The organism is Amycolatopsis sp. CA-211722 (assembly GCF_056828465.1).
Genome location: NZ_CP184752.1, coordinates 1,677,767 through 1,692,362 on the forward strand (window position 1 = coordinate 1,677,767; position 14,596 = coordinate 1,692,362).

Below are 14,596 nucleotides of genomic sequence, written 5' to 3' on the forward strand. Positions count from 1 at the left end.
CGCCATCACGATCTTGACGACCCATGGTGCTCCGACACCCGCCCCTCAGGATACCGCCCGCCTGGACGGATGAGGGTGGTGAGCCTCTCGGACGTAAACGGCGGACGCCTCGTGAGGGTTCCCGGAGCGGGACCCTAGCGTGTGTCGACCGCCACACCGGCGGCCATCTCACCCAGCCGCGTCCGGAGCGTCTTGATGTCGGCGGGCGAGACGGTGACCCACTCGCGCCCGTCCGGACCGGCCTGTGACGTGCTGAGATAGCGCCCGCTGGCGGTGTCGAACCAGCCGAGGACCCGGGACCGCTGTTTGGCGCCGACGTGGGACCGGCTGTTCGCTGCGAGCTGACCGCCGCGCAGCCTCGGCTGGCCGGTGAGCTTGCCGAACGCTTCGCGCGGATCCGCGGTGATGCGCTCACTGAGCGAGACGCGCGGCTTGTCCTTGCGGCGGGTCTTCGCCGCTTCGGGCTCTTCGGACTGCTTCGTGGCGTTGATGGCGCCGCGGATCGGCTCGGTGCGGCGGGCGTCGTCGATCGGCAGCGTGACGGACGCCTCCGAACCGCGCTGACCTGGGGGCAGCAGGTCGACGACCGCCGTCGGGAGCCCGTCGGCGGGTGCTTCGCGCAGCCAGATCCCGGACTGGTCCTGGATGGCGATCACGGCGTCGCGGCCGTCGGTGGCGCCGAGCACGGCGATCGTCGGGGCCTGGAATTCGGGGATGTGCAGCGCGTCGATGGTCAGCGAGCCGCGGGCGAGGAGGTACAGCCAGTCCTCGATCTTGCGGTCCAGCCTTCCCCGGCCGTCGCGGACGCCGCGGGCCTGGAGTTCGTTGTCGACGCGCTGGCGCAGGGCCCGGCGTTCGAGCTCCGTCGCTCCGTGCGACCGGACGCGCAACGGGTACGGCAGGTCGCCGAGCTCGGCGGACTCCCAGAGGAAGTCGAACGCCATCGGTGTGAAGTGTTCCTGGTGCATTTTGCTCCGTGCCCTCCCGGCACCTCGGCTTCTGGGCCTCGGGACGCCCAGCGGGTTCACGATAGCGAAGGGGTACGACAGTCGTCGTCCGGATGCGCTAAGTGCCCGGGTCGCCAAATGTCATGAAAGGGTCGTTCAGGACGAAAAATGTCAGGAACGACCCTTTCATGACATTTCGAAGAGCGGTCAGCGCGCGAGGGAAGCCTCGGAAGCGATCTTCCCCAGCAGCTCCGTGAGGCGCTGCCGCAACGTCGCCGGATCCGCGGGCGCGACGGTGATCCAGTCCCGGCCGTCGGAACCGCGGGTGGCCTGGGTGAAGTACCGGCCGGACTGCGTGTCGAACCAGCTCAGCACCGAAGACCGGCTCCGCGTGCCGTGTTTGCTGCGCGCGTTGGCGCCGAACTGGCCACCGCGAAGCCGCGGCTGCGCCTGGAGCCTCGACAGGGCCTTGCGGTCCTCGTCGGACGTCGCCGAGCCGTCGACCTGCGGCTGACGGCGCTGGAGGAAGTCCGCGCCCGAAGCGCCGACGAGCCCGTCCAGCGGCAGGGTGATCGACTTCTCGGTACCGCGCGAACCCGGCGGCAGCAGGGAGACGATCGCGCTCGCGAGGCCGTCCGGGGCGATGGGGTGGAAATGGAATCCGCGCGGATCCTGCACGGTCAGCAGGCCTTGGCCGCCGAGCACCGACGCGACCGCGAGCAGCGGTTCGGTGTTGGGATTGGTGAGCTGGACGCAGTCCAGGCTCAGGTCCGGCCTCGCGAGGACGCCGAAGTAGTCCTCGATGTGCGGCTCGGGGCGTCCGCGTTCGTCGGCGAGGCGACGCTGGTTCAGCGACTGGAGCGTCTGCGTCCGCAGGGCGCCACGCTCGTCCATGGTCGCCCCGTGCGAGCGCAGCCGCAGCGGATAGGGCAGCTCTCCGGCGTTCGCGCTCTCCCACAGGAAGTCGAGCTCGACCGGGGTGAGCAGGTCACCGTTCGCCATCTTCCGCCCCCAAACAAGTCAGCGGGCGCGCGGCCGGATCGGCCGCGCGCCCGGTGAAAACCGCTCTAGCGTTCGTCGTCTTCGGTCCAGGCGCCGATGACCGGCGGCGGGGTCGCCTCGTTGGCGCCGAAGGCGTCGTCCGGGTCCGGCTCGATGAGGAACGACGCGTGCGTGTGCTCCTCTTCCTGCTCCGCCTGCGCGCCGTGTGCGCCCATGCCCATGCCGCCGCCCATGCCGTGCATCGGCGGGGTGGCGCCACCACCGATGGTGCCGCTGGAGGACACGATGCCCTGCTGCGGAACGGCCTGGGACGCGGCGCTCTGCGCGGGCCCGCCCTTCTCGGTCGCGGCGGCGTCGGTGCTGTCGGCGTCCTTGGCGCCGGACTTGTTGCCCTGGCCGAGCGCCTTGGCGCCCGCGTAGCCGAGGCCGCCGCCGAGCGCGGCCGCGGTGAGGGCCTGGCCGAGCCCGTTGCCACCGCTCGCCGGGGCGTGCGGGGTCATCGGGGCACCGGCGCCGGAGGCGACGCCCGCACCCGGCGCGACACCGGCGGCCGGGCTCGCGGCCGGGTTGTAACCGGCCTGCGTGACGATGCCCGGATCCGCACCGGCGTGGACGGGAGCCCCGACAGCGCCGTGCGCGCCGTAGCCGTGCGTGCCGGCGAAGACGGGAGTGCCCGAGACGGCGCCGGAGTTGAGGCCTCCGCCGCCGAGGTTGCCGACGCCGCTGAACCCGGCGCTGTTGTGCGTCGCGGTCGGCTTCATGCCGAGGGATTCGGGGCCGAAGCTCGGGGTCGAGCTGTCGACCTCGCTCATCTCCTTGGTGTAGGCCTCCAGGAACCTGGCCTGCTCCGCCCGCACTTCCTTGTCCTGGTCGGCGAGGGGCTTCTGGTCGGTGATCATGCCGATCGGGCCCGCCGCCAGCGCCTGGCCCATGGCCTTCTCGGGGCTGTAGTCGGTCGGCTTCGGCATGAGCTTGACCTTGGTGGCGGCGTCGGCCTGCTTCTGCAGCCTGTCCGACATCGTGTGCGCGGCCTCGGAGGCCTGCGAACCCGAGTTCGCGATGGCGACCAGCGAACCCTGCGCGGCCGCGGCGCCCTGCCCGATCCAGGCGGCGCCCAGTTCGGAGATCGCGTTGTAGAGGTCGTTCGACGCCTGGCTCAGCTTGCTGCCGTGCGAGCCCCACGACTGGCTGATGGTGGTCGCGGTGCTGGGGTCGTTGCCGATGTTGGCCTGGTTCCACAGGTCCTGGCTGCTCGGCGCGCTCTCCCAGTTCGGCGGGTTCGTGATGGCGCGGTCGGCGCCGATGTCGAAGCCGTCGGAGCGGCCTCGCGCGGAGGACACGATGTTCGCGGCTTCCGAGTTGTCGCCGAGCTGAACCGGGGTGCTGCTGGTGTTGCTCTCGCCGTAAGAGTCGGCGCTGTGCTTCGGTGGCATGGCTTTCTGACTCCCCCTCAGACGTTACGGAACGGCTCGGCCGCGGCCTGGTCGATCTCGTGGTAGCGGGCCATCGCGGTCACGATGCCGGACTCGGCGGCCTCGTACTGCTGGAACAGGTTCTGGAGCGCAGCCGCGTACGAGTCGCCTCCGCCGTCGGCGCGGTTCGCCACCTTCGCGGCGATCGCGTTGCCGACCGGGTTGTTGCCCAGCTTCGGTGCCTGCCCCAGATCGCCGGCCCGCTGCAGGAGGGCCTCGATGGCGTCCTTGCCGGTGCGGATCTTGTTCAGGACGGTCTGGGCCGCGTCAGGGTCGATCCCGACCTGACCCTGGGCCGCGGCGTTCTTGAACGCGTTCGCGTCCGCCAAGCTGTTCCCCATCTGAGCTCTCTCCGTTTCCCCCGGGCCAGGCCACGACGGCTGCGTGGCAAAGGTCTTCGCATAGGTTAACGCACTCGATCGCAGCCTATGACGCGTTCTCGGTGCTCAGGGTTCCGTATTCCCGCTCACCCGGGCAAGCGGTTCTCAGGAGGTGTAGACGTGCGGATCCAGCGTGCCGATGTAGGGCAGGTCCCGGTAACGCTCCGCGTAGTCCAGGCCGTATCCGACTACGAATTCGTTGGGAATGTCGAACCCGATGTACTTGACCGGTACGTCGACCTTGACCGCCTCCGGCTTGCGCAGGAGCGAGACGACCTCCAGCGACGCCGGGTTCCGGCTCGCGAGGTTCTTCAGCAGCCAGGACAGGGTCAGCCCGGAGTCGACGATGTCCTCGACGATGAGCACGTCGCGGCCGGCGATGTCGCGGTCGAGGTCCTTGAGGATCCGCACCACGCCGGACGACGACGTCGCCGAGCCGTAGGAGGACACCGCCATGAACTCGAGCTGGGAGGGAAGGGGGAGCGCCCTGGCGAAGTCGGTCATGAACATCACCGCGCCCTTGAGCACGCCGACGAGCAGGAGGTCTCCCTGCCCGGAGCCGGGGCCGTCGGCCGGGTAGTCCGCTGCGACCTTGGCCGCCAGCTCGGCGATCTTGTCGTTGATCTGCTGCTCGGTGACGAGCACGGAGGCGATCTCGCCTTCGTACACGGGACGATCCCCTCTAGGTGGTGGACTGGGGTGCTTCGAGCAAGAGCCTGCCATGCGCCCGCTTCGCCACCAAGTCGCCGGGTAGCCAGACCCCGCCCTGACCCCGCCAGTTCCCCACCAGCGCGTCGACCGAACGCAGGTGGGCGTCGGTGAGTTCGCGGACCCCGGAGTCCAGCAGCCACCTGCGGAGGACGCGTCGCCGCAGCGCGGGCGGCTCGGTGGCGAGCACCGCGACGTCGAGCCCTTCGCCGGTGAAGGCGCGCAGGTGGACCTCGCCCGCGAGTGTGTCCAACGCCTCGGTGTCCTCGCGCAGTTGCGCGGCCGTGCGGGCGAGTGACGCCGCGACCCCGCCGGACAGCACATCCTCCAGAAGGGGCAGTACTTCGGTCCGTAACCGGACACGGGTGAAGCGCGGGTCTTCGTTGTGCGGGTCCTGCCACGGGTCGGCGCCGAGCGCCCGGCACGCCTGCCGGGTGATGGCGCGGGTGACGCCGAGCAGCGGCCGTCCCCAGGGCGGATCGTGCGGCCGCATCCCGGCGAGCGAGCGCGGCCCGGAGCCCCGGCCGAGGCCGAGCAGGACGGTTTCGGCCTGGTCGTCGAGGGTGTGGCCGAGCAGGACGAGGCCGTGCCCGCCGGGGAGCGCCGAACGCAAGGCGCCGTAGCGGGCCCGGCGGGCCGCCGCCTCCGGTCCGCCCGCGCCTTCGACCCGCACCTTCAGGACTTCGGCCGTGTCGGCGCCCAGTTCCCGCGCCGTGTTCGCGGCTCGGGCGGCGGTTTCGGCGGAACCCTCCTGGAGGCCGTGGTCGACGACGAGCGCCCGCACCTTCAGCCCGGCGCGCGACCCGGCGAACGCCGCCGCTTCGGCCAGCGCCAAGGAGTCCGCGCCGCCGGAGACCGCGACGTACACCTCGTCGCGCGGGCTCGCCGACGCGAGGAACTCCCGCACGGCCGTCCGCACGGCCGCGACCGCCGGATCCGGTCCGCTCACCCGTGCAGGCGCCGCACCCAGGCCGCCGGATCGGTGATCTCGGCCCTGGTCGGCAACGTGTTCGGCGACGTCCACACCGCGTTGAAGCCGTCCATGCCGACGGCCTCGACGACGTGCTTGGTGAACTTCGCGCCCTGTTCGTACTGGCGCAGCTTCGCGTCGACGCCGAGGAGGCTGCGCAGCACCCGGTCGATCAACCCGCCGCCCTTGCGGCGGGCGGTGAACCGCGAACGAATCAGCTCGACGCTCGGCACGACCTGCGGCCCGACGGCGTCCATCACGAAGTCGGCGTGCCCCTCCAGCAGGGTGGAAAGGGCCAGCAGCCGGTCGAACACGGCGCGTTCGCCCGGCGATTGCAGGAGCTCGGCGAGGCCGGCGCCGCCCGCTTTGCCCTTGCCGATCTGTTTGATGGTGTCCGGCAGGCGGCCGACCAGATCGCTCAGGCCGTCCGCGTCCCGGCCGGCGAGCCCGCCGATCAGGCGCTCGACCTCGTCGGCGAAGTAGTCGCGCAGCCAGGTGACCGCGGTGAACTGCAACCGGTGGGTGCATTCGTGCAGGCAGACCCACAGCCGGAAATCGTGCCCCGGCACGTCCATCGCGCGCTGCGCGGCGACCACGTTCGGCGCGACGAGCACCAGCCGCCCGGCGCGATCCGGTCCGCCGAACGGGTCGTATTGGCCGAGCACGCGGGAAGCGAGGAAGGCGAGCACCAGCCCGGTCTGGACGCCGGCGCCCCCGGCCAGCACGGGAGCCAGCGGGCCACCCTGGGCTTCCGGCAGCGCGCGGCCGGTGAGCGCGTCGAGCCCCGCGGCGGCCGAACGGACCCAGCCGGGTCTGTCGACGACCTCGGCGGGCAACAGCGGCAGATCGAGGCCGAGCCCGGTCAGCTCGCGGACGTGCCCCTCGGCTTCGCTCGTCAGGTCACGGAGATCGGCGACGGCTTCTTCGGCCTCTTCGCGGTCGACCACCGGACCGCCGCGCACCAGCAGGGCGCCCGTCGAGGCGGCCAGGGACCAGTCGACCATCGAACGTGTCTTGGTCGGCGTTTCCTCAGTCACTCTTATGACGCTACCCGCTGGAAGACCGGATTCCGTCCCGACTTCCTCACGCTCCGATTCCGGTCGCTCACCGGCAGCCGCACTTGTGCAGGGTCGCCGCGACGACGTCGAGCGCGGCCCTGCCCTTGTTCTGATCCGAACCGGACGACATCAGCGCGAACACCAGCATCCGGCCGTCGGTGTCCAGCACCACGCCGGCCAGGGTGTTCACGCCGGACAGCGTCCCGGTCTTGCCGCGCACCCAGCCGCGGCCCGCGGCCGACGCCGGATCGCCGTAGCGCTTCTCCAGTGTCCCGCTGCCGCCCGCGACGGGGAGACCCGCGAGCAGGGGCCGCAGTTTGGGCGTCCTCGGGTCCTTGCCGTCCGGCGCCGCCGCGACCGCGAGGATCTCGCTGAGCACCTTGGCCGGGATCTTGTTCTGGTCGGACAGCCCGCTGCCGTCGTTGATCTGGACGCCGGTGAGGTCGAATCCGGCCTGCTTGAGCACGTCCATCGTCGCGGTCGCTCCGCCGGTGAACGACGCCTCGGCCCCCTTCGCGAGCGCGAGCTGGCGGGCGAGGACGTCGGCCATCAGGTTGTCCGAAAGCTGCATCAGCGAGTTGGCGAACTCCGCGAGCGGCTGCGACTTGACCTCGCCGAGCACCTTCGCGTCCTTCGGCGCCGTCGTCGTACCGCCGGCTTGGGCTTCGAGCTTGCCCGCGATCTTCTGGGTCAGCGCGGCCGCCGGGTTCGCGACGCGAGGCGAGTGGTCGTTCTTCGGATCGGTGCGGCCGCCGTCGGCCATCACGGGGAGGACCGGCGCCATGTAGGTGTTCCCGGCGGCGGTGTCCTCCGGGTCCCAGCCCTTCGCGGACGTCGGCCCCTTGAACAGACTGATGTCCAGCTGGACCTTGGAGATCTTGCCACCCGCGGCCTTCTTGACCTGGGCGACGAGGTCGTCGACATGCGCCGCGCCCGGGTACAGCGGCGAATCGGTGCCCAGCGGCAACGCGGTCAACGAGGGGTCGCCACCCGCGACGAGGACGACCGTGCCCGGCTCCGCGCCCTGGACGATCTTCGTCGAGAACTGCGTCCCGTGGTCCATCGACAGCAGCGCGGCCGCGACGACGAGGATCTTCGTGGTCGACGCCGGGGTCAGCGGGGTGCCGGAACCCTTGTCCCACAGGACTTCGCCGGACGCCGCGTCGACGACCGTGCCGGTGAGCGTGCCCAGGTCCGGGGAACCGGCGGGGCCGGCCAGCGCGGCCGCGAGACCTTCCTTCGTCGGCCCGGCTCCGTTGATGTCCGGCCCGTGCAGGACCCGGGTGACCCCGGCGGGCTTGGGGATCTCGCCCTTCGGCGCGTTCGGCGCCCAGGGCAGGCCGAGGCGGTTCGACACCTTCGGCATCGCGGCGGCGCCGCCCATCCCGGCGAGCAGCAGGACGACGACCAGGGTCGTGATCAGCAGGGCCTTGCGTTTGCGCTTCGGCTTCGGGGCGGGAGCGGCCTCGGTTTCGGCGGACGGAGGTTCCTGGGACGGCGGCTCGGGCCGCTGGATCCCGACGGTCGCTCCGGCGTCGAAGCGCTCTTCGGCGGGCTCGATGCGGACCGGGCGCGCGTGCATGGTCGCGGACGGGACCGGCGCGGGAGGCGGCGGCTCGACCCGCGTCTGCTCGGGACGGCGCGGGGGCTCGGGTTCCGGCTCGGGTTCAGGGGGCTCGGCGACCTGGTCGAACTGGTCCCAGTCCGGTTCGTCCGTTCGCCGTGCCTGGACAGGCTGGACGAAGACCGTCTTCGGCGCTTCGGGTTCTTTCGGCTCCACGGGCGTCGCCGGCTCGAAGGCGGACCACTTCGGCGTCGGGGTCTCAGGAACGTCCGGCTCCTCGTCCACCTCGACGACCGGCTCGAACCAGGAGCCACTTTCGGGTGTGACCTTCGGCACTGACAGCTCTTCGGTCTTGCCGTTCGCCATCCCCGACATGGGCAGCCACATGGTGGCTTCGCCCTCCCCTTTCGAGGCCTTGGGCTCGGCGGATGAGGTGTCCTTGTCGTCCGACGGCCACCTCGGGGCATCGTTTTCCGGCACTCAACGCTCCTTCATCCACCGTCCGGGGAAGGGGCCAAGCTCACATACGACCACATCGATGCGACCGCCCGGGACCCCGTGGTCCACACTAGTGAAGACAAGACGATGATTTCGGTGAGCCGTCCGCGAGGCGGGGCGTACCAAAGACGAGAGCAGCGAGGCCGGCGTGGAATTCGACGTCACTATCGAAATCCCCAAGGGGGAGCGCAACAAGTACGAGGTGGACCACAAGACCGGTCGGATCAAACTCGACCGGACGCTGTTCACCGCCACCCAGTACCCCGCCGACTACGGGTTCATCGACGACACCCTCGGCCAGGACGGCGACCCGCTCGACGTGCTGGTGCTCGTCCAGGAGCCGACGTTCCCGGGTTGCCTGATCCGCTGCCGCGCGATCGGCATGTTCCGGATGACCGACGAGAAGGGCCCGGACGACAAGGTCCTCGCGGTGCCGACGAACGACCCGCGGCTGGAGCACCTGCGCGACATCCACCACCTGAACGAGTTCCACAAGCTCGAGATCCAGCACTTCTTCGAGGTGTACAAGGACCTGGAGCCGGGCAAGAGCGTCGAGGGTTCGACCTGGGTCGGCCGCTCCGAGGCCGAGGCCGAGATCAAGCGTTCGCTCGACCGCGAGACCGACCGGCTGGCCAAGGAGGCCATCGACGGTCCGGCGGCGCACTAGTCGCTCAAGTGCCGAAGGGGCCCTTCACCGCATCTCGTGCGGTGAAGGGCCCCTTCGCGTCTCGTGGCGGGCGTGATCAGACGGACGACTCCCGGCGGGACCCGGTCGCGGTCACGTGACATCGCCGGTGCTGGACCTCGTGAGTGGTGAGGACGGTTAGAACCGTCCTCACCACTCACGAGACCGACCTGCCTACGCCGAGTAGCCCGGGATCGGGAACGGCGCCAGGAACTCGCGGATCTCGGCGGCGATGGTGTCCAAAGCGGACTGTTCGTCGCCCGCCGCCGCGGTGATCGTGCGGTCGATCCACTCCGCCACTTTGACCTGGTGCTCCGGCCGGAGCCCGCGGGTGGTGATCGCGGAGGTGCCGAGCCGGATGCCGGACGGGTCGAACGGCTTGCGCGGGTCGAACGGCACGGTGTTGTAGTTCAGTTCGATACCGGCCCGGTCCAGCGCCTGCGCCGCGGGCTTGCCCGGCACGTTCTTGTTCGTCAGGTCGATCAGCAGCAGGTGGTTGTCGGTGCCGCCGGACACGAGGTCGTAGCCGCGCTCCACCAGCGCCTCCGCCAGCGCACGCGCGTTCGCGACGATCGTGTGCGCGTACTCGGAGAACTCCGGCTTCCGCGCCTCACCCAGCGCGACGGCGATCGCGGCGGTGGTGTGGTTGTGCGGGCCGCCCTGCAGCCCGGGGAACACCGCCTTGTCGACGGCTTTCGCGTGGTCGGCGTCGGAAAGGATCATCGCGCCACGGGGCCCGCGCAGGGTCTTGTGCGTGGTCGTGGTGATGACCTGGGCGTGCCCGACCGGCGACGGATGCGCGCCACCGGCGACGAGCCCGGCGATATGCGCGATGTCGGCGACCAGGACGGCGTCGACCTCGCGGGCGATCTCCGCGAAGGCCGGGAAGTCGATGGTGCGCGGGATCGCGGTGCCGCCCGCGAAGATCAGCTTCGGCCGGTGCTTCAGCGCGAGCTCGCGCACCTGGTCGAGGTCGACGCGGCCGGTCTCCTTGCGGACGCCGTAGCGGACCGGGGTGAACCACTTGCCGGTCGCGGACACGCTCCAGCCGTGCGTGAGGTGGCCGCCGTCCGGCAACGCCATGCCGAGCACGGTGTCGCCCGGCTGCGCGAACGCGAGGTACACCGCCAGGTTCGCCGGGGAGCCGGAGTACGGCTGGACGTTCGCGTGGTCGACGCCGAAGACGGCCTTCGCGCGCTCGATGGCGAGATTCTCGACCTGATCGATGAGCTGCTGGCCCTCGTAGTACCGCTTGCCGGCGTAGCCCTCGGAGTACTTGTTGGTGAGGACGGTGCCCGTCGCCTCCAGTACGGCCTGGGAGACGTAGTTCTCGGACGCGATCAGGCGGATCTTGTCGTGCTGGCGTTTCGCCTCGTCCTCCACGAGCCCCGCGATCTGCGGGTCGGCGGCGGCGAGCGCGGAAAGTTCGGGCTGGTGTGTCATCGGACGTACTCCTGCCAGAGACGGCCGGACCCAGGCGCGCGGTACCGGCCTCGTCGTCGCTTCCCGGTGGTGCTCCACCTCAAATGGCGCCAGTCGCTGGTGCGGACCAGACTAGAGCACTCCGCTCGGGGACGGCTCGGCGTGCGGACGGCACAGCGTTCGACTCGTCGCCGGCCGCCGGACACGACGAGTTCCGCCGGCCCGGAGGCGCCCGCGACCAAGCGGGGCTCGGCACCGGTCCCGGCGAGGATCCGGTCGAGCCGATCGGCGGCCGCGTGTTCGTCAGGCAGCGCCGAGACGACTCCCTTGAGCCACGGATTTCCTTGCGCCGGCAGCCTTTCCGTGACCGCCCATCGAGCGAGCGGTGCTCACGATCGTGCGCATGGCCGCTTCGACGTCGCCGGTGTTGAGTCCGGCAGTTTCCGCTCTCGGCTCAGCTTCCTGTCCTGGACGGCTGGATCCCTTGCCGCCCAAGGCTTTCTTGATGAGGAACGCCGCGGGCGGGGTCTTCAGCCGTAGCGCGAAGGACCGGTCCTCGAACACCGACACGATGTCACGGCGGTCGCGGCGTCGTAGGCCTTCTTGACCTCGACGAGGTTCACGCCGGTCTTCCCGAGGTCGACCACCGGCGCGTTGCCGGCGGTCAACTCGAGCGTCGCCTGATGGGTCAGTGGAGAGTCAGTCGATCGGCTTGACACTTTCCGCGTGACGGCGCGCCAGCTCCTGGTAGATCGCCGCGTTGTGTTCGACCCAGCCGCGGGCGGTGCCGTCGAGCGGGACGTGCTTCTTCGCCGGGCTGCCCATGGCGACCGTCTCCGGCGGGATGACCATGCCGGGCGTCACCGTGGCGCCGGCCGCGACCAGCGCTTTCGCGCCGATCTGCGCCTTGTCGAGCACGGTCGAGCCGTTCCCGATCAGCGCCTGTTCGCCGACCGTGCAGTCGTGCACGAGGCACTGGTGCCCGACGGTGGCGTTCTTGCCGACCTCGGTCACGCCGCCGTTGACATGGATGACCGAGTTGTCCTGGATGTTGGCGCCCTCGCGGACGATGATCTTCCCGAAGTCGGCGCGCAGCACGGCGCCGTACCAGACGGAGGCGCCCTTTTCGACGACGACGTCGCCGATCAGGGTGGCGGTGGGGGCGATCCACGCTTCGGGATCCACCTGGGGACGGTGCCCCTCGAATTCGAACATCGGCATGCCCCGCACCCTATGCGCCCGAGCGCGTGAAGGCCCCCTTCACGCGGCTGAGCCGAGGGAAGGGGGCCTTCACGCGCTACAGAGGTCAGCCGATGGCGGTGTTCAGCAGGAGGTCCACGGCCTTGTCGTTACGGGTGGTTTCGCGGACGATCACCTCGTCGGGAGGGTAGAAGCCGGGGTTCGAACCCCGCGGGTACATCTCGAAGGTGAAGCTCAGGATCTTGTGGGTGCCCCACATCCAGTCGTCGATCGTCCCGTCCGTGATGTACAGGTCGCTCGACTGCTGCGGCGTGTAGCCGTTGGTCGCCGCCAGCTGACGGCCCAGCGTCTGGAACCGCTGCGCTTCCGCGGCGGTCATGCCGGGGGCGGTGTCGTTGTAGGTGAAGCCGAACGGCCACAGCACGAGCTCCGAATAGGTGTGGAAGTCGATGCTCGCCTTGATCTGCTGGACGCCGCCGATCTTGCGCGAGTTGACGAAGTTGGACACCGCGCGGGTCTCGGGCGCGGAGAACGCCGAGGGTCCGCGGTAGGTCTCGCTGGTCGTCGAGCCCGACGAACCGCCGCAGCAGCCCCAGTTGTAGGCCCAGTTGCGGTTGGGGTCGGTCCCGTTGCCCTGCCGGTTCTTGCGCCAGTACTTGTAGCTGCCGCCGGAGATGTCGTACTCCGAGCCGTCCGGGTTGACGTTCGGGATCACGTAGATCTCGACGCTGTCGACGAACCGTTTGATCGCCGGATCCGAGGCGTAGCCCTGGGTGAACCGGTTCACGATCCGCAGGCACATCTCGGTGGTGAGGTGCTCGCGGGCGTGCTGGTTGCAGGTGAAGAGGACTTCGGGCTCGTTCTCGTCCGTGGCGACGTTGTCGCTGATCTTGAGCAGGTTCAGCGCGCGGCCCTGGTACGAGTTGCCGACGCTGCTCAGCCGCGCGATCGAGCCGAAGTTCGACTGGGCGTTGCGCAGTTCGGTCGTGACCTCGGCGTAGTTGTGGTAGCCGGAGTCGGACGGCGGGAAGTCGTTGATCGCGTTCGTGCCGACCTTCTCCGACCGGTCGACGACGCCGCGCTGCTCGACGCGGTAGCCGAGGGAACGGATCTTCGCCGCGTCGCGCGCCTCGCCGATGAACGTGGTCGTCCCGCCGGCCGAGCCGAGGACGTCGACACCGAGCCGGGAGATCTGCGTGCGCTGCTGCGAAGTCCCGGTCCCGAAGACCTCGTAGATCTGCACCTGCGCGTCCTCGGCCTGCTGGTCCGCGGTCGCCGGGCTCGCGGCGACCGGGATGGTGAACGCCGCGACGGCCGCGATCGCCACGGCCATGCACCGTCTTATGCGCATCGTCGTCTCCTAGCTCTCAGGCAGGGAAGGGGAACCTCACCATGGCCGGAGCGGGAAGAGCGAACAATCCGTAACGGTACGGATCTAATGCGTATTTCTACCCGTAGTTCGCGAAACAGAGAGCTTCGATGTCGCCACGCAGTGCGGCGAACGGCCGCCGCCGGACACGCTGCTGGACGATCGCGCCGAGCAGGTAGGACAGCAGTGCCCGCGCCCGGGCGCGCGGGTCTTCGACGTCGAGCGGCGCGAGCAGCTCCGCGAGCAGCTCGGTGATCGACGTCAGCATCACGTCGATGGCCTGGGGATGCTGCGCGCGGCCCGCGGCGATCCAGTATTCGAACCACAGGAACGCCGCGTTCGGGCGGCCGGAGAACTCGCCGAGGAAGGCTTCGAGCGCGGCGAAGAGCCGCTCGGACGGGTGATCGTGCTTCGCCGAAATTTTGCGCAAATCGGCGGTGAAGGTTGTGATGTGCGCCGCCATCGCGCGGTCGATCAAGACGTCGATATCCGCGAAGTAGTAATGAATCGCACTCTTCGTGAGCGGTCCGGCGTCCGCGATCGCGCGCACGGTGCACCCCGCGAGCCCGTCCCTGGCGAGCACGACACGCGCCGCTTCGACGATCTGTTCCTGTTTCTGCAGCTGGTTGGGGGAGAGCCGCGCGCTGCGGCCGGGAACGGCGGTCACGAAGTTCCTTACACCAAGTAGTCAGGACGGGAGCCCTGAAGCTTAGGGCAACCGTCCTGGCCGATCACAGCGGGTGAAAAATCTAGGTGGCTAGCCGTCGATCCGTAGCGGACAATGCGCGACATGGTGACCTCAGGGGACAACGGGTTCAGCCCGGCCGCGCGGCGGCAGCTGGAGAAGGAACTCGCCGATCTGCGTGCGCAGCGCGACGCGATGGCGCCGCTCGTCGGCGAGCAGGAACGAACCGGCGACGCCGCCGACCAGGCGGAGGTGCTCGACCGCGCGGAGGCCGCCGCCTACCTCGACCGGCGCATCGCCGACGTCGCGGCGAAACTCGAGCACGGCGGCCGGAACAGCAAGGGTCTGCTCCCCGACGGCACCACCGTCACCCTCAGGTTCGCCGACGGCGACGAGGACGAGCTCCACATCGTCACGATCCCCGGGGAGGACGCGGACGCCTCCACGGTCACCTCGGACAGCCCGCTGGGTCTCGCGCTCGTCGGCGCGAAGGAGGGCGACGAGATCACCTACCGGACGCCGCGTGGCGAGACCAGCGCCACCGTCGTCACGCTGAAGCCGCCTGCCTGACCTCGCACCGCCCCGGATGTCATGAAAGGGTCGTTCAGGACACTTTTCGTCCTGAACGACCCTTTC

The 14,596-nt window shown here is 69.9% G+C and carries 14 protein-coding genes and 1 pseudogene; 2 read left to right on the plus strand and 13 right to left on the minus strand.

Features of this window, described 5'->3' with window-relative positions; translation table 11 throughout:
- Positions 1–134 precede the first annotated feature (134 nt).
- The 8 genes from ACOCEP_RS08255 to dacB all read right to left on the minus strand — a co-directional run bounded on the left by ACOCEP_RS08255 (position 135) and on the right by dacB (position 8,581).
- Entirely contained in the window at positions 135–968 is an 834-nt protein-coding gene (locus tag ACOCEP_RS08255; protein ID WP_482336676.1) for an ESX secretion-associated protein EspG, read from the minus strand.
- A 186-nt stretch (positions 969–1,154) separates the two neighbouring features.
- Positions 1,155–1,949 carry an ESX secretion-associated protein EspG gene (locus tag ACOCEP_RS08260; RefSeq protein ID WP_482336677.1) on the minus strand — a complete coding sequence of 265 codons (795 nt, stop codon included), beginning with the start codon at positions 1,947–1,949 and terminating at the stop codon, positions 1,155–1,157.
- 65 nt (positions 1,950–2,014) lie between these two features.
- A complete protein-coding gene (locus ACOCEP_RS08265; RefSeq protein WP_482336678.1) occupies positions 2,015–3,382 on the minus strand; it encodes a WXG100 family type VII secretion target in 1,368 nt (455 codons plus the stop codon).
- A 17-nt stretch (positions 3,383–3,399) separates the two neighbouring features.
- The gene (locus ACOCEP_RS08270; protein WP_125683481.1) at positions 3,400–3,762 is read right to left on the minus strand and encodes a hypothetical protein; all 363 of its coding nucleotides are present in this window, start codon (positions 3,760–3,762) and stop codon (positions 3,400–3,402) included.
- A 144-nt stretch (positions 3,763–3,906) separates the two neighbouring features.
- Positions 3,907–4,470: a hypoxanthine phosphoribosyltransferase gene (hpt, locus tag ACOCEP_RS08275; protein ID WP_093933323.1), complete on the minus strand. Its 564-nt coding sequence runs from the start codon at positions 4,468–4,470 to the stop codon at positions 3,907–3,909.
- A gap of 13 nt (positions 4,471–4,483) precedes the next feature.
- Positions 4,484–5,458 (minus strand): tRNA lysidine(34) synthetase TilS, encoded by a 975-nt coding sequence (gene tilS, locus ACOCEP_RS08280; protein ID WP_482336679.1) that lies wholly within the window; start codon positions 5,456–5,458, stop codon positions 4,484–4,486.
- Complete coding sequence (locus ACOCEP_RS08285; protein WP_482339644.1) at positions 5,455–6,483, minus strand: zinc-dependent metalloprotease; 1,029 nt, start codon at positions 6,481–6,483, stop codon at positions 5,455–5,457. The genes tilS and ACOCEP_RS08285 overlap by 4 nt, the downstream gene beginning before the upstream one ends.
- Before the next feature lie 100 nt (positions 6,484–6,583).
- The gene (gene dacB, locus ACOCEP_RS08290) at positions 6,584–8,581 is read right to left on the minus strand and encodes a D-alanyl-D-alanine carboxypeptidase/D-alanyl-D-alanine endopeptidase (RefSeq protein WP_482336680.1); all 1,998 of its coding nucleotides are present in this window, start codon (positions 8,579–8,581) and stop codon (positions 6,584–6,586) included.
- Between the two features lie 166 nt (positions 8,582–8,747).
- Here dacB and ACOCEP_RS08295 point away from each other — a divergent pair, with 166 nt between their 5' ends.
- Positions 8,748–9,266 carry an inorganic diphosphatase gene (locus ACOCEP_RS08295; protein ID WP_016337787.1) on the plus strand — a complete coding sequence of 173 codons (519 nt, stop codon included), beginning with the start codon at positions 8,748–8,750 and terminating at the stop codon, positions 9,264–9,266.
- A 192-nt stretch (positions 9,267–9,458) separates the two neighbouring features.
- On the opposite strand, the gene ACOCEP_RS08300 is transcribed toward ACOCEP_RS08295, so the two are convergent.
- The 5 genes and pseudogenes from ACOCEP_RS08300 to ACOCEP_RS08320 all read right to left on the minus strand — a co-directional run bounded on the left by ACOCEP_RS08300 (position 9,459) and on the right by ACOCEP_RS08320 (position 13,942).
- Positions 9,459–10,727 (minus strand): serine hydroxymethyltransferase, encoded by a 1,269-nt coding sequence (locus ACOCEP_RS08300; RefSeq protein WP_482336681.1) that lies wholly within the window; start codon positions 10,725–10,727, stop codon positions 9,459–9,461.
- 282 nt (positions 10,728–11,009) lie between these two features.
- Positions 11,010–11,398 (minus strand): annotated as a pseudogene (locus ACOCEP_RS08305) (uL11 family ribosomal protein).
- 7 nt (positions 11,399–11,405) lie between these two features.
- Entirely contained in the window at positions 11,406–11,927 is a 522-nt protein-coding gene (locus ACOCEP_RS08310; protein WP_482336682.1) for a gamma carbonic anhydrase family protein, read from the minus strand.
- 85 nt (positions 11,928–12,012) lie between these two features.
- Positions 12,013–13,239, minus strand: coding sequence for a M14 family metallopeptidase (locus ACOCEP_RS08315; protein WP_482339646.1), 1,227 nt, complete (start codon positions 13,237–13,239; stop codon positions 12,013–12,015).
- Between the two features lie 115 nt (positions 13,240–13,354).
- Positions 13,355–13,942 carry a TetR/AcrR family transcriptional regulator gene (locus tag ACOCEP_RS08320; RefSeq protein WP_482336684.1) on the minus strand — a complete coding sequence of 196 codons (588 nt, stop codon included), beginning with the start codon at positions 13,940–13,942 and terminating at the stop codon, positions 13,355–13,357.
- Positions 13,943–14,065: 123 nt separating this feature from the next.
- Here ACOCEP_RS08320 and ACOCEP_RS08325 point away from each other — a divergent pair, with 123 nt between their 5' ends.
- Complete coding sequence (locus tag ACOCEP_RS08325) at positions 14,066–14,530, plus strand: GreA/GreB family elongation factor (RefSeq protein WP_034310019.1); 465 nt, start codon at positions 14,066–14,068, stop codon at positions 14,528–14,530.
- The last annotated feature ends 66 nt before the right edge of the window (positions 14,531–14,596 follow it).

Coding starts and splice junctions, on each gene's coding strand:
- ACOCEP_RS08255 (WP_482336676.1), bottom strand. CDS start 968: ATGCACCAGGAACACTTCACACCGATGGCGTTCGACTTCCTCTGGGAG.
- ACOCEP_RS08260 (WP_482336677.1), bottom strand. CDS start 1,949: ATGGCGAACGGTGACCTGCTCACCCCGGTCGAGCTCGACTTCCTGTGG.
- ACOCEP_RS08265 (WP_482336678.1), bottom strand. CDS start 3,382: ATGCCACCGAAGCACAGCGCCGACTCTTACGGCGAGAGCAACACCAGC.
- ACOCEP_RS08270 (WP_125683481.1), bottom strand. CDS start 3,762: ATGGGGAACAGCTTGGCGGACGCGAACGCGTTCAAGAACGCCGCGGCC.
- ACOCEP_RS08285 (WP_482339644.1), bottom strand. CDS start 6,483: ATGGTCGACTGGTCCCTGGCCGCCTCGACGGGCGCCCTGCTGGTGCGC.
- ACOCEP_RS08300 (WP_482336681.1), bottom strand. CDS start 10,727: ATGACACACCAGCCCGAACTTTCCGCGCTCGCCGCCGCCGACCCGCAG.
- ACOCEP_RS08310 (WP_482336682.1), bottom strand. CDS start 11,927: ATGCCGATGTTCGAATTCGAGGGGCACCGTCCCCAGGTGGATCCCGAA.
- ACOCEP_RS08315 (WP_482339646.1), bottom strand. CDS start 13,239: ATGGCCGTGGCGATCGCGGCCGTCGCGGCGTTCACCATCCCGGTCGCC.
- ACOCEP_RS08325 (WP_034310019.1), top strand. CDS start 14,066: ATGGTGACCTCAGGGGACAACGGGTTCAGCCCGGCCGCGCGGCGGCAG.